Below are 13120 nucleotides of genomic sequence, written 5' to 3' on the forward strand. Positions count from 1 at the left end.
CGCTCTCAATGACATAGGAGACGGGAATGGGCCTTGTTGTGTGGCGCCGCCTTTGGCTGGCTGCCTCAGTTGTACTGATGACTGCTTGCGCTTCGACGCCGAGCCCCTGGGTCGATTATGACCCGCAAGCAGACTTTTCCTCCCTGCGTACTTACTACCTGCTTGACCCGCTTGCGACTGGGCCAGTCTCGCCACTGGAACTGAAGCGCGCCCGTCAGGCGGTGCAGGAATTGCTCGATGTGAACTACCGGCAAGCAGAAGATCCACAAACTGCCGACTTTCAGGTTCGTGTGCATTTTGTCGCCGTGGAAAAAGTAGCGGTCTATGACGATGGTTTCGGCGTATACGGCGGATATAGGAACTTTGGGTTGGGCTGGCGATCTCCGGCCCGGGTGCGGCAGTATCGGCAAAATACGCTGGTGCTGGATATCCTGGACGCCGACAGCTCGCCTATCTGGCAGTCGAGCGTTCCCTCGCGGGTAATGCGCTCGGGGGACCCCCTTCAGCAATACCAGCAGCTTCGCGCAGAGGCCGCGCACATGCTGGAGCAGTTCCCACCGCTCAATGCGGAATACCGGAGAACACGGACGACTTATGAGTGATCAACCTGAAGACCGCAATGCACTGAAGCCGCCATTTGGCGCGGACAGTGTGGAAGTTACCGCACAGGAAGAAGCCTATCGCGGTTTCTTTTCCCTGCTGAAGGTCCGTCTGCGTCATAAGCTGTTTGGTGGTGGCTGGAGCGCACCATTTGAACGCGAACTGTTTGTGCGCGGTGACGCCGTGGGGGTGTTGTTGTTTGACCCGGAGCATGAGCTCGTGGCATTGACCGAGCAATTCCGCATTGGCGCCCTGGGGCAGTCCGTGCTGGGGGATCGCTTTGCACCGCGGGAGGGCAGCCCCTGGTGTCTCGAAGTCGTGGCCGGTATGGCCGAGGAAGGGGAGTCGCTGGAGGATGTGGCCAGGCGCGAAGTGAGGGAAGAGGCGGGGCAGGAAGTAGCCGCGCTCTACCCGGTCAGCAGTTACTTCCCCAGCCCGGGCGGCACCTGCGAACGCATGCATCTGTATTGCGCAACCCTGGACCTGCGCAATGCCGAGGGCTATTTCGGCCTGGCGCATGAACATGAGGATATCCGCCTGCGCGTGTTTCCGCTGCAGGATCTGGTTGCTGCGCTGGACCGGGGACGCGATGGCCCCGACAACGCGGCGACCATCATCTGCCTGCAATGGCTGCAGTTGAATCGGCATCGGATACAGCCGCATGCCGGGTGACTGATTGGTAATACCGATCGGGGATAACGGGTCACCGCAGAATTTGCGCAATCGTCGATTTCGAGCGCAAACTGAGAGGTGAGTCACGGCGATAATGGAACCGGAGTGTCGATAATGACGGTAGAGGGCAAGCCCCATCTGACGGGCCTTCAGCGGCGTAAAGTCGATACGCGCAAGATCAGCGGCGATGCTGATCGCGGCGGCAAGTCGGCATACCGGGTGGATCTGCCGGCCTACCACGCTGATTGCGATGCGAACTACCTGCGCCTGCACAAGCTTTTGCCGGCGTTGGAGCAAAAGGACCAGTGGCGCTATCGGATGCCCCACTGCCGCCTCGATGTCACGGTGATGGATCGCTCCCGTTACACCACCGAGGTGAAGCTGTCTGCGGTTGCAGAGGGTGAGACTGAGTCATCTACATGGGCTGTGCCCCCGGAGATTCGGGTCCGCCTCTATCACGATGCCAGAATGGCGGAAGTGGTCGCTGTGGATGGTGAAGGGCACATCGGCGCAAAGGGGCCGGGAGAGGCATACCCTAACGCGAAGATGCAGCGTGCCGACGAACGTCAGCAGGCGAATCGGTTTCTCAGCGAGTGGCTGGGTCACTGTCTGGCCAATGCGCGTTCTGAGTTTGAATTGATTTTGGATGGCAGGAGGTTGTAATCCTGCTCTCTGGACACGGTCGTCGTTTCCGGACATGGATGTCTAAATAGGTGAGTAAGTGAGTAAAGCAGGCGCACAGAACAGTTACCAGTTGGTGCAGTTTACCGATCCGCATATTGGCGGCCGGCCCGACTACCATCTGCTGGGGCTGGATACCGGTCATACGCTGGACGAGGTCCTGCGTGCGATTGCGAGCGAATGCCCCAACGCGGACATGTTGCTGGCCACCGGTGATATCAGTGCGAATGGCTCCGATGCCGCCTACCGCCGTTTTCTCCACAAAATGCGCGATGTTCCCACTCCCTGGCACTGGCTGCCTGGAAATCATGACAAGCCGGCCCTGATGCACCGTCTGGGTGGCAAATATTGCGCGGAAGTTGTGACCCTGGGCGAATGGCGCTTGCTGATGCTCGACACCAGCGTCGAGCAGCGGATTAGCGGCGGTCTGGATGACCAGCAGTTGCTGCGTCTCGAGGCACTGTTGGAAGAGTGCCGCGATCACCCGGTTATGATCTTTATGCATCACCAGCCGGTACAGGTTGGCAGTGAGTGGATTGACCGGCATATGCTCAAAGATGGCCGTGAGAAACTGCTCTCACTGGTCAGGGCCGCCGGCAATGTGAAAGCCCTCGTGTGGGGACATGTGCACCAGCAGTTTGATAGCGAGCTGGGTGCGATAGGTTTGCACGCGACCCCCTCGACTTCCGTGCAGTTTACGCCGGGTAGCGGCCCGTTTGCTGTCGACGAGCAAATGCCGGGATATCGCTGGTTTGAGCTGCATCCCGATGGTACCTACGCAACCGACGTGCGTCGGGTTGTCGTATCAGAATACAACGTCGATCTGGCGTCCTCTGGATATTGATCTTCGTCCGGGGGCTATCCCGGCCTCCGCCCGCACTTTATTATTTTCTACTGAATGTTTTAACGGCGTGGCCGCGCGTTTACCCGTGGCTTGAACGGGTGCGCCATTAAAAATCGAGTGGCCCCAATAGTCGTAAAGAGGAGTGGGTAGTGCGAAGCTTGGTTATTTTATTGTTGCCGATCGTCCTGACGGCCTGTGCGCAGCAGGGGCAGAATCGGGTAGACGAGCGAGAGGCTGTGCGTGGCCAGTCGGGCAGCGACTCGGCACCGGTGACCGGCGCATCTGGCCTGTTGCCCCGCCGCTCGGGCCTCGACAGTGTCTCTGCAGTGTTTGCCTTTGACCTGAGTGCTGCCAGCGTCTATCTCGACCCCCTGCAAATTGACTATCGCAAGTTGCCGGCGGGACCTTCGCGATTGCGGGCGAAGGATTATCAGCTGAATGATCGCGATCGGCAGAGATTGCAGGCGCTAATGGCGGAATCCGTTGCCGAGCAGTTTCTGGCACCGCGTGGCAGCCGTCTGGTCGATTCTCCCAGCGCAGCAGACTATCGACTGGTGTTGCAGCTGCAGGATCTCGCGCTGGCAGCGCCCCTGGAACCCACCTCCTGGACCTGGCGGGTATACACCGAACAGGCTGCCTTCGCCCGTCTGGCGGGTAACCTGTATGATCGGGATGGACAGCTGGTGATGCAGTTTAGTGACCGTCGCGATATCGGTGACCAGTCCTCAGCGGGCCGGCGTCTGCAGCGCTTCAATAACGTGACCTTCTGGGGCGATATGCGCATGGACCTGTTGCGCGCGTTCTCCAGTCTCGATCGCGCGCTGCGCTAACCGTCTCGGATCGCCGCTGTGCCAGATCCCTCGGGCGGGTATAATCCCGCCCTATGAGCAGTGCTAAAGTCCCTACCCCGTCCTCCATCGCATCCAGAACGCGCGCATCGGTTTCCGGTCGTCCCGTGCTGTTGTACCTGCACGGATTTCTGTCTTCGCCTGAATCCCTGAAATGTCGCTTGCTGCAGGACTGGGTAACGGGGCATGCGCCCGACGTTGAGTTTGTCGCGCCGTTACTGTCACCCCACCCACTGGAGGTGGCGGAACAGCTGGATACTCTGGTTGCCGAGAGGCTGCAGTCGGACGATCGCCCGGTTGGATTGGTGGGAAGCTCCATGGGAGGCTTCTGGTCCACCTGGCTGGCCGAGCGCTACCAGTTGCCAGCCGTGCTGGTGAATCCGGCGGTACAACCGGCGCGTTTTATGCCCGCCTATGTCGGCCAAACGCTGACGCCTTATAGTGGCGAAATGCGTGAATACCGCTTGGGGCAGGCCGACGTGGACGGCATGTCGGCGTTGCAGGCCGAGGTGCAGGCGCCGTTGCGCGGACGTTATTGGCTACTGGGCCAGCGCGGCGATGAAACCCTCGACTGCCGGGAGGCAGAGACGTTCTATGCCGGCCAGCGGCAGACCGTGGAAGAGGGTGGCGACCACGGTTTCCAGGGCTTTGACCGCTTTTGCCAGCCCATTATCGAGTTTCTTTTTGCCGAGCGCGGCCGTCATTAGACGGTTATTTGGTCGGCTGACGCACGCCGGCCTTGCTGCCGCGCGCATTTTTCGGCAGATTTACCCCACGAATTGAATCAGAAGTACATAACAATATGGCCAATTATTCCGCTGAAGATATTGAAGTCCTCACGGGGCTGGACCCGGTGCGCAAACGCCCGGGTATGTATACCGATACCACGCGCCCCAACCACCTGGCTCAGGAAGTCATCGACAACAGTGTGGATGAGGCTCTGGCGGGGCATGCCAAGAAAATTGAAGTGGTGCTGCACAAGGACCAGTCGCTGTCGGTCAGCGATGACGGTCGCGGTATGCCGGTGGACATCCATCCCGAGCAGGGGCGCCCGGGTGTCGAAGTGATTCTTTCTACCCTGCATGCCGGCGGTAAGTTCTCCAACAAGAACTACCAGTTTTCCGGTGGTCTGCATGGCGTGGGTGTATCGGTCGTCAACGCCCTGTCCAAGGTGCTGGAAATTACCATCCAGCGCGATGGCAAGGTTTACCGCATGGGCTTCCAGAATGGCGAGAAAGCCTCTGACCTGGAAGAGATTGGCACCTGCGGTAAACGCACCACCGGTACCAGCCTGCGCTTCATGCCCGACCCGCAGTACTTCGATTCGCACAAGTTCGCCGTGCGCCATATGCGCCACCTGCTGCGCGCCAAGGCGGTGCTCTGCCCCGGCCTCACCGTGGTGTTTATCAATGAAATCGATGGCGAGTCGGATCAGTGGTATTACGAAGATGGCCTGAAGGACTACCTCGCCGCCGCTAACCAGGGTTGGGAAGTCCTGCCGTCTGAACCGTTTATCGGCAGCTTTGCCGCGCAGACCGAAGCGGCGGACTGGGCCGTACAGTGGTTGCCGGAAGGTGGTGAAATTACCGCCGAATCCTACGTCAACCTGATACCGACCGCCCAGGGCGGTACCCACGTGAATGGCCTGCGTTCAGGGCTGCTCGACGCGGTGCGCGACTATTGCGAGATCCGCAACTTGTTGCCGCGTGGGGTCAAACTCGGGCCGGAAGATATCTGGGCGCAGTGTTCCTATGTACTGAGTGCCAAACTTGCCGATCCGCAGTTTTCCGGGCAGACCAAAGAGCGCCTGTCCTCCCGCGAGGCCACCGCGTTTGTCTCCGGTGTGGCCAAAGATGCTTTCAGCCTGTGGCTGAACCAGCATACCGAAGAGGGTGACCGGCTTGCCGAGCTGTGTATCAGCAATGCGCAGAAACGCCTGCGCTCCGCCAAAAAAGTCGCGCGTAAGAAGGTTACCCAGGGTCCGGCATTGCCCGGCAAACTGGCGGACTGTTCCAGCGGGGATACGACCCGCTCCGAACTGTTCCTGGTGGAGGGGGACTCTGCCGGTGGTTCTGCCAAGCAGGCCCGCGACCGCGAATTCCAGGCCATCATGCCGCTGCGCGGCAAGATCCTGAATACCTGGGAAGTGGACTCCGCCGAAATCCTTGCCAGCCAGGAAGTGCACGATATTGCCGTAGCACTGGGCGTCGATCCGGGCAGCGATAACCTGGAAGGCCTGCGCTACAACAAGATTTGTATCCTCGCCGACGCGGATTCTGACGGCCTGCATATTGCCACGCTGCTGTGCGCTTTGTTCCTGCGCCACTTCCGCCCGCTGGTCACCAATGGCCACGTGTATGTGGCCATGCCGCCACTGTTCCGCATCGATATCGGCAAGGATGTTTACTACGCGCTGGATGAGGCCGAGAAGCAGGGCATCCTCGACCGCATTGCTGCGGAGAAGAAAAAGGGCAAGATCCAGGTCACCCGATTCAAGGGACTGGGTGAGATGAACCCGTTGCAGTTGCGTGAAACCACCATGGACCCGGACACTCGAAGACTGGTGCAGCTATACATTGACTCCGGTGATGACAGCAACCAGCTACTGGATATGTTATTGGCGAAGAAACGCGCCGGTGACCGCAAACAGTGGCTGGAAACAAAAGGGAATCTGGCAGAGGTCGGCTGATCTTTCCTTTCCGCCCTGTCCATTTGAAAAGCCCTGCCATTTCTGGCGGGGCTTTTTGTTGGCGACTTTGTTCACGTTTCGCGTATTGCACAGCGCTGAAGCTTTATGGCGGCCTCGGACGGGATTATTCGCCAGTTTGTGCTATTCATTTTTGGTGTTCTAGCTTGTCGCCCGCGTTCACAGATTGCCGTCTAAAGTGTAATTGGCTTACATCCCCTTTAATATTTACCGGAGATTTTCATGGAAAAAAGTTTACTGCGTTCACTGTGGTTTACTCTGGTGGTTTGTCTAGCTCCTTGTCTGGTTCATGCTGAGAGCGAAGATGCTTTTTTACCGATCAGCCAGATATTTGCCGCACTGTCCAGATTTGACCATGATGCCATGTGCGAAACAGTAACCGATGACTTTGTGCTGCTCGAGCATGGTGAAGTCTGGGACATGGATAGACTGATTGAGGCGGTCAAGCCGGGCAACTACCAGAGAAAGAATTACATCGGTTTGATTTCGAAATCGGTAAGCGGCGACATGGCCCTGATCAATTATTGGAACAAGGCCGCAATCACGGAAGGCGATCAATCTGTCGAGCGTGCATGGCTCGAAAGTGCAGTGGTTGTAAAGGAGGATGGCCAATGGAAAATAGAGCAAATGCATTCTACGCGAATTGACGCAGACAAAGTGCCTGAATCGGTAGCGTTTAAGGAGATGTAAACCGCTGGGGATGTAAAAAGTACTTCCTCAGTCAGCTGGACTTGCGGAAGGCGCCTGGTGAGCAGCCATGCCAGCGTCGGAAGGCGCGCTGGAAACTGGCAGAGTCTGCATATCCCAGATGGTAGGCGACTTCCTCTATTTTCATACTGCTGCCTTTCAGAAGTTGCGCAGCGATTTGCTTTCGCTCTTCATCCTGAATCTGGCGGAAACTGGTGCCTTCCTCTTCCAGTCTGCGGCGCAGGCTGCGCGCAGACAGTGCCAGTGTATCCGCCACCTCTTCCAGGCTCGCCATCAGGCCAAGCGAACCCAAAATTTCCTGCCGTACCTGGCCGGCGACGCCGTGTTGCTGTCGAATTCGCAGTTGTTCTTCGCATTGCGCGTTCATGAGCTTAACCAGCTGGACATCATAGGTCGGTAGCTTGCGGTTGGCTTCTTCGAGCGGCAGTGTGAGTGCGTTGCGCGGGCTGTGGTAGGTGGGCTTCAGCCCAGCCAAATTTTCGATGGTTTTGGCATAGTCCGGTGGCGGACCTACAAAATGTAATCCGGATAGTTTTACGCCTTCCAATCCGAGCTCATGGATTAACCGGATAGCTGTTGCCATATCCCGCTCGAGCAAAAACTGGCGAAGGTTTGCTGGAATCGACTCGGTGAAAAACTCAATACCGAAATTGCCCGACTCCTCGAATTGCTGAATACGACAGTAGGCGGTACTGAGGGGTAAATAGCGAAAGGCGATCTTGGCTGCCTGGCGCAGCGTCTGACTGGTACGCAATGCAAAGCCCCAGGCGCCGAACGTCGAAACGGAGTATTGCAGACCCAGTTGAAAGCCGAGCGCCGGCTCATCGGGCAGCGCGGTAATCAGGTTCTCGATTAACTGGATTTCCTGTGCTCGGGAGATGAGCCCGTCGCCGCTCTCCAGCTCTCCGGGACGGATGTCCGTGCCGTCCAGGCAAGTCTTCCGGTCCACACCGAGCCTGCCAGCAAAGTTGACAATCACCTGGCTGAAGACGGCGGGATGTTGAAAGGTGTCCTGAGGCAGCATGGACGAAATCCTAGCGTATGGTGGGAGGCAATGATAGCCAGCGACCGAAAGGCCACTTCGGTCATCAGAATGGCCACAGATATCCTGTTGTTGAACCACCGGCATATTAGGGTAGCGAGTAGCTTCAGGAAAACAATCGAGAATAACCATGAACGACACGCTCAAGCAGCAGAATGCCCGTGCGATCGCTACCGCCCGTACCTATATGGGTCACATGGCCTGGCCGACAGTGTGGCTCACCGGGATGGTGGTTGCACTGTACATCATGAATCTGGCGCTGTTCGCACTGGGGATACTGTCGCCTGTTCTGGCAACGGTATTCATGGCCATCCTGACCTATATGTCCTATACGCCGCTGCATGAAGCTGTGCATGGCAATATTCACGGTTCCCATACGCGCTGCAAGTGGTTGAACGACCTCTGCGGGTATGCGGTTGCTCAGTTGATAATGGCGCCCTATACCTCGCATCGATATGAGCACCTGGCCCATCACCGCCATACCAATCAGCCTGATAAAGACCCGGACTATTTGATCCGGGGATTGGGCGGCGGAGTGCGAGCGACAGTCGCCACTATCCTCAAATACCTGTGGCTGCAAAACACCTTTTTTGTGCGTACCCGATGGGCGCCGGCCTCCACCACGGAACGCTTTATTTACAGTCTCGAGGTGAGTTTTTCGATCGGCTGGCGTTTGCTGTTTATTCTGCTAGTGCCGCAGTCGGGTACGCTGTTGGTGGTGTTGGTGGGATATCTGCTCGGTGGCTACTTTACGGCCTACTGGTTTGCCTATCGTCCTCACCTGACGGATTGCGACACCCAGCGATATACCAATACCAACAGCCTGATTGTGCCGGCCTGGATGAAACCGCTTGAGTGGTTTTGGCTCGGGCAAAACATGCACGCAGTCCACCATTTGTTCCCCAGGGTGCCTTTCTATCGCTACCATGCGTTGCATCGCCAAATCGCGTCCGTTTTACGTAGTCATGGGACACCGATTATCGGGATCTTTAATCGCCAATCGGTTGATGGCTGATTTCCCCGGAGCCTGTAGCGCGAATCCTTGCCTAGGACGCCTGCGGGTGTGGATCTTGTGTGCTGATCGGTATTGCGATATTTATAGTGCTGCGCCGCCCCCGATCAGCCATGATGGTCTGCTCCCGGGGAAGGTTGTGATCGCCCCATACTAACGAGCGCAGGAGCCAACCATGCCCGTCTATGCACTGAATCTTTTTGATGTTGCAGATAAAGAAGAATATCTCGCCTATTCGCGTCGCTCTGTCAAGGAAGTATCACGCCATGGGGGCAAGGTAATTTCGCTGGGTAAATTTCGCGAGGCTGCACTTGGAGATCTCACGCCGCGGACGGTAATGGTGCTGGTGGAGTGGGAAAGCAAAGAAGCTTTTGACAACTATTGCGCGGACCCTGCGCTCACGGATCTTCATCCACATCGGGAAAAAGGCACAAAGAATTATATCTGGCACCTGTTTGACAAGCTTGAAGACCTGCGGCCCATTCTCAAAGACTGACGTTCTGCCGGGTAAAACCGTGCCGGGGGAGGTTGGTTATTAACGAAGCGATCGCCCCAGTGATCTGCCATTGGTGTGCCAGAATGGTAAGCAGGGCGGCGGTACGCTGGCAGTGTACGAGGCAATAATTCGAACGATTAGATCGTTTTTAACCGATATTTCATAGCCCGCTATCTCTGTAAAGTTGACTCCATAACCAGTCGCCAAATCATCGGCGGCGTTCGGACAGTGGAGACATTTATGGATTATATACGCTTCGACAGTGATCGGGGCCGGGCTAATTTCGGTTGGCTCCGCAGCCGGCACTCCTTTTCCTTTGGCTCCTATTACCATCCCCAGCATATGGGGGTTTCGAGCCTTCGCGTCATTAATGATGATCGGGTCGCCCCGGGGCGCGGTTTCGGTGCTCATGGGCATCGGGATATGGAGATCATCTCCTATGTCATGGAAGGGCAGATTGAACACAAGGACAGCATGGGGAATCACTTTGTGATTCCCGCTGGTGAGGTACAGCGCATGAGCGCAGGTACCGGCATTACCCATTCGGAATACAATCCATCACGTACCGCGGAATTGCGGTTTTTACAGATCTGGATTCAACCGAAAAACCTTGGTGTGGCACCGAGCTATGCGCAGAAGAAAATAATACAGAGTGGCCCTCTTACCCCTCTGGTGACACCAGATGGTGCGAATGGATCGCTCAGTATGAATCAGGATGCGAGCATGTCTCGCCTCGCCCTGGAGGCCGGTGGTTCCCTGACATTAAATGTGGATAAACGCCGTAACGGGTATCTGCATGTGTTAAGCGGTAGTGTCGGGATAGAGACCGATACGCCCGGCGTGAACGACGCCACGATGCTGGAGCTCGGGTCGGGAGATGGCCTCGGCAGCGTCAGATCGCGCGCGCTGGCGCTAACGGCGAGTACCGACTTCGCCGCACTATGGTTTGATCTGCCGGCATGACCCTGGGCGGAAACCAAAAAATAAGGCGCAGATGATCTGCGCCTTATTGGTTTGGGGCCGCAGTGATGGTAGAGATCGTCGTCGACTATTATGCTCTGGCGGGTTTTAGCGGGATGGACTCGCGGTTGTCGCCAGGGATCTCGGGGAAGCGACCGGCCTGCCAGTCCTCTCTGGCTTGCTGGATACGTTCACGAGAAAAAGAGACAAAGTTCCAGTCAATAAAAGGGGGTTTATCGAAGTCCTTGCCGCCAAGAATCATATAGCGCGCATTCTCTTCAGCAATAAACGCTTCGTCCTCTGGTTCCAGCAATACAAAGTCGCCAACCCCATAGCGCACTCCAGAAATGTTCACACTGCCATCAATCACATAGACCGCGACTTCATCTTTATCGCTTTTCGAAAGGTCCGGGCGTGGCACCGTGCTGCCTGCCTGGGTTACCACGTCGAGATAAAACATCGGCGAATAGGTCTTGATGCGGGCGCTCATTCCGTAAGCGTCGCCAATAATCAGCCGCATCATCGTGCCTTCGAACAGGTAATGCGGCAATTCCGCCTTGGAAATATGGTCGAAGCTTGGCTCAACCTCTGCGTGTTCCTCTGGCAAGGCCACCCAGGCCTGCAGGCCACTGATCTTATGGCTTTTACTGCGTACCTCCAGCGTCTCTCTTTCCGAGTGGACAATCCCCTTTCCGGCGGTCATCCAGTTGACGTCGCCAGGGGAAATTTCGAGGTTGTTGCCGAGGGAGTCGCGGTGCAGGATGCTGCCCTCAAACAGGTAGGTAATGGTCGCAAGGCCAATATGAGGGTGCGGTCGGACATCGATACCGTTGCCTGCATCAAATGTGCTGGGTCCCATATGATCGAAGAAAATAAATGGGCCAACCATAAATTGTTTTCCGTTAGGTAAAACCCGGGTGACATCGATACCGCCAATATCATGTGTTTTTGCCGAAAGTCGCTGTGCCATACGTTTTCCTTAACAGGGTTTTAGAAAAAGGGTTTCAGAATAAGCAGTGCGCCGGATACCAACAGCAAGCTCCGGCAGCAGGTCATGAAATGCTGTTCGCTAATACGATTCTGGAGGCGGTAGCCCAGCCAGACGCCCGCAAAGGCCACCGGCAACAGCCATAGCCAGACACCGATAAAGGCCGCTTGCCACTGCTGGTTGAGGCTATAGGGAATAAGCTTGATCAGGTTCATCATCGCAAAGAAGACACTGGCCGTGGCGAGCCAGACAAGCTTCGGATAATTGCAGCTGATAAAGTACATATTGATAGGCGGGCCACCGGCGTGCAGCAGTGTGCTGGTAAAGCCGGACAGGCCCGCCCATCCCCAGGTCGTCCAGCGGTTGTGGAATTTTCGGAAAAATGTCGCGAGCCGCCCCCACACCGCGAACAGCATGGCAAACAGCCCCAGGGTCAGTTGCAACACCGTTTCTGAAATCCAGGCGAAGCTCACCCCGCCGATCGCAATGCCCGCGATGGCCGCTGGCAGGATGTCTCTCAAGTTGGCGAGATGAACATGCTGTCGGTAGAGCCAGACCGCCTTGGCATCCATCACAATCAGTAATGGCAGTGTCAGTGCAGCGGCGACGGGTACCGGTATCACCAGTGCCAGCAAGGGGACCGCCAACACACCGGCACCACCGGCAAACCCTGACTTGGAGATGCCGGTGAGCAGTATCCCGAGGATTGCCAGGGGCCAGAAGAGCGGATCACCCATGCGGCTTATGCCGAAATAAGGCTGGCGATTTGCTGCTCGGCTTCATCGAGGGATTTTGCCCTGGCCTCGTCGCCCATATTCAGCCCCTCCGCATAAACAAACTCCAGGCTGGTGAGCCCCAGCAGGCCAAAGAACTGGCGCAGGAACGGTGCCTGGTAATCCTGGCCGGCCGCGTGGTAAACACCACCGCGTGCGGCAAGGATATAGACCGGCTTGTCCTTGAGTAAGCCGGCCGGACCATTGTCCGTGTATTGGAAGCTCACCCCTGCGCGGGCGAGGTGATCCAGCCATGCCTTGAGCTGAGTGGGTACACCGAAGTTGTACATTGGAACGGCCAGTACAATGGCATCGGCGCTGGTGACTTCTGCGAGCAGTTCATCGGCGAAGTCGATGACTTCCTGCTGCGCTGGGGTTCGTTTGTCTTTGGCCGAAAACAACGCAGCGATACGCTCGCCGTCCAGGTGCGGAACCGGGTTGCTGGTGACATCGCGTTCGGCGATCTCCGCATTCGGGTGCGCTTCTCGCCATTGTTGGACAAATTTCTCTGCCAGAGCGGAGGACTGCCCGCCGCCGGCAAATACGCTGCTGGTCACTACCAAAAGATTCATCGTTGTCTCCAGAGGATCGAAATGTGAATGCGCACAGTATCCAATTGGGGCCTTCAGAAAAAAAACGGAAATATCTGAACCTTTTGTTCTAAAAAATCGAGCAATTGGCGGGACAGCGGCCGGATACGCCTGCCAGTGAGGTTGTCGGACAATGACTTGCTGTGAACCACAGGGTGGGTAGTCTGACTACGAGGGCGTGCGTGCCGGTGATCGCCAG

The 13120-nt window shown here is 56.9% G+C and carries 15 protein-coding genes; 11 read left to right on the forward strand and 4 right to left on the reverse strand.

The window, feature by feature from the left end; translation table 11 throughout:
- Window positions 1-26 precede the first annotated feature (26 nt).
- The 8 genes from ACXAD0_RS05290 (at window position 27) to ACXAD0_RS05325 (ending at window position 7042) form a co-directional block, all read left to right on the forward strand.
- Complete coding sequence (locus tag ACXAD0_RS05290) at window positions 27-602, forward strand: DUF4136 domain-containing protein (RefSeq protein WP_475087316.1); 576 nt, start codon at window positions 27-29, stop codon at window positions 600-602.
- Entirely contained in the window at window positions 595-1272 is a 678-nt protein-coding gene (locus ACXAD0_RS05295; RefSeq protein ID WP_475087317.1) for an NUDIX domain-containing protein, read from the forward strand. The genes ACXAD0_RS05290 and ACXAD0_RS05295 overlap by 8 nt, the downstream gene beginning before the upstream one ends.
- Before the next feature lie 114 nt (window positions 1273-1386).
- A complete protein-coding gene (locus ACXAD0_RS05300) occupies window positions 1387-1935 on the forward strand; it encodes a DUF1249 domain-containing protein (protein WP_475087318.1) in 549 nt (182 codons plus the stop codon).
- 58 nt (window positions 1936-1993) lie between these two features.
- The gene (locus ACXAD0_RS05305) at window positions 1994-2797 is read left to right on the forward strand and encodes a metallophosphoesterase (protein WP_475087319.1); all 804 of its coding nucleotides are present in this window, start codon (window positions 1994-1996) and stop codon (window positions 2795-2797) included.
- Window positions 2798-2946: 149 nt separating this feature from the next.
- The gene (locus ACXAD0_RS05310; RefSeq protein WP_475087320.1) at window positions 2947-3627 is read left to right on the forward strand and encodes a hypothetical protein; all 681 of its coding nucleotides are present in this window, start codon (window positions 2947-2949) and stop codon (window positions 3625-3627) included.
- Window positions 3628-3680: 53 nt separating this feature from the next.
- Window positions 3681-4352, forward strand: a complete 672-nt coding sequence (locus tag ACXAD0_RS05315) for a YqiA/YcfP family alpha/beta fold hydrolase (protein ID WP_475087321.1) — start codon at window positions 3681-3683, stop codon at window positions 4350-4352.
- A gap of 95 nt (window positions 4353-4447) precedes the next feature.
- Complete coding sequence (parE, locus tag ACXAD0_RS05320; RefSeq protein WP_475087322.1) at window positions 4448-6334, forward strand: DNA topoisomerase IV subunit B; 1887 nt, start codon at window positions 4448-4450, stop codon at window positions 6332-6334.
- A gap of 240 nt (window positions 6335-6574) precedes the next feature.
- Window positions 6575-7042, forward strand: coding sequence for a nuclear transport factor 2 family protein (locus ACXAD0_RS05325; protein ID WP_475087323.1), 468 nt, complete (start codon window positions 6575-6577; stop codon window positions 7040-7042).
- Window positions 7043-7073: 31 nt separating this feature from the next.
- On the opposite strand, the gene ACXAD0_RS05330 is transcribed toward ACXAD0_RS05325, so the two are convergent.
- A complete protein-coding gene (locus ACXAD0_RS05330) occupies window positions 7074-8084 on the reverse strand; it encodes an AraC family transcriptional regulator (protein WP_475087324.1) in 1011 nt (336 codons plus the stop codon).
- Window positions 8085-8232: 148 nt separating this feature from the next.
- Here ACXAD0_RS05330 and ACXAD0_RS05335 point away from each other — a divergent pair, with 148 nt between their 5' ends.
- From ACXAD0_RS05335 to ACXAD0_RS05345, 3 genes are all read left to right on the forward strand, one after another.
- Window positions 8233-9117 (forward strand): fatty acid desaturase family protein, encoded by an 885-nt coding sequence (locus tag ACXAD0_RS05335; protein WP_475087325.1) that lies wholly within the window; start codon window positions 8233-8235, stop codon window positions 9115-9117.
- A 172-nt stretch (window positions 9118-9289) separates the two neighbouring features.
- Window positions 9290-9610, forward strand: a complete 321-nt coding sequence (locus ACXAD0_RS05340) for a DUF1330 domain-containing protein (protein WP_475087326.1) — start codon at window positions 9290-9292, stop codon at window positions 9608-9610.
- Window positions 9611-9850: 240 nt separating this feature from the next.
- Window positions 9851-10573: a pirin family protein gene (locus tag ACXAD0_RS05345; protein WP_475087327.1), complete on the forward strand. Its 723-nt coding sequence runs from the start codon at window positions 9851-9853 to the stop codon at window positions 10571-10573.
- Window positions 10574-10661: 88 nt separating this feature from the next.
- Here the strand turns inward: ACXAD0_RS05345 and ACXAD0_RS05350 are convergent, their stop codons facing one another.
- The 3 genes from ACXAD0_RS05350 to ACXAD0_RS05360 are packed head-to-tail and all read right to left on the reverse strand — an operon-like array spanning window position 10662 to window position 12903.
- Window positions 10662-11540, reverse strand: a complete 879-nt coding sequence (locus ACXAD0_RS05350) for a pirin family protein (RefSeq protein ID WP_475087328.1) — start codon at window positions 11538-11540, stop codon at window positions 10662-10664.
- A 20-nt stretch (window positions 11541-11560) separates the two neighbouring features.
- Window positions 11561-12295, reverse strand: coding sequence for a sulfite exporter TauE/SafE family protein (locus tag ACXAD0_RS05355; protein ID WP_475087329.1), 735 nt, complete (start codon window positions 12293-12295; stop codon window positions 11561-11563).
- A 5-nt stretch (window positions 12296-12300) separates the two neighbouring features.
- Complete coding sequence (locus ACXAD0_RS05360; protein WP_475087330.1) at window positions 12301-12903, reverse strand: FMN-dependent NADH-azoreductase; 603 nt, start codon at window positions 12901-12903, stop codon at window positions 12301-12303.
- Window positions 12904-13120 lie beyond the last annotated feature (217 nt).

The organism is Microbulbifer sp. ABF4_148, from assembly GCF_056158985.1.

What these genes read in the sequence shown, in the direction of transcription:
- ACXAD0_RS05290 (WP_475087316.1), top strand. Translation starts at nt 27, where the DNA reads ATGGGCCTTGTTGTGTGGCGCCGCCTTTGGCTGGCTGCCTCAGTTGTA.
- ACXAD0_RS05295 (WP_475087317.1), top strand. Translation starts at nt 595, where the DNA reads ATGAGTGATCAACCTGAAGACCGCAATGCACTGAAGCCGCCATTTGGC.
- ACXAD0_RS05300 (WP_475087318.1), top strand. Translation starts at nt 1,387, where the DNA reads ATGACGGTAGAGGGCAAGCCCCATCTGACGGGCCTTCAGCGGCGTAAA.
- ACXAD0_RS05315 (WP_475087321.1), top strand. Translation starts at nt 3,681, where the DNA reads ATGAGCAGTGCTAAAGTCCCTACCCCGTCCTCCATCGCATCCAGAACG.
- parE (WP_475087322.1), top strand. Translation starts at nt 4,448, where the DNA reads ATGGCCAATTATTCCGCTGAAGATATTGAAGTCCTCACGGGGCTGGAC.
- ACXAD0_RS05325 (WP_475087323.1), top strand. Translation starts at nt 6,575, where the DNA reads ATGGAAAAAAGTTTACTGCGTTCACTGTGGTTTACTCTGGTGGTTTGT.
- ACXAD0_RS05330 (WP_475087324.1), bottom strand. Translation starts at nt 8,084, where the DNA reads ATGCTGCCTCAGGACACCTTTCAACATCCCGCCGTCTTCAGCCAGGTG.
- ACXAD0_RS05335 (WP_475087325.1), top strand. Translation starts at nt 8,233, where the DNA reads ATGAACGACACGCTCAAGCAGCAGAATGCCCGTGCGATCGCTACCGCC.
- ACXAD0_RS05340 (WP_475087326.1), top strand. Translation starts at nt 9,290, where the DNA reads ATGCCCGTCTATGCACTGAATCTTTTTGATGTTGCAGATAAAGAAGAA.
- ACXAD0_RS05345 (WP_475087327.1), top strand. Translation starts at nt 9,851, where the DNA reads ATGGATTATATACGCTTCGACAGTGATCGGGGCCGGGCTAATTTCGGT.
- ACXAD0_RS05350 (WP_475087328.1), bottom strand. Translation starts at nt 11,540, where the DNA reads ATGGCACAGCGACTTTCGGCAAAAACACATGATATTGGCGGTATCGAT.
- ACXAD0_RS05355 (WP_475087329.1), bottom strand. Translation starts at nt 12,295, where the DNA reads ATGGGTGATCCGCTCTTCTGGCCCCTGGCAATCCTCGGGATACTGCTC.
- ACXAD0_RS05360 (WP_475087330.1), bottom strand. Translation starts at nt 12,903, where the DNA reads ATGAATCTTTTGGTAGTGACCAGCAGCGTATTTGCCGGCGGCGGGCAG.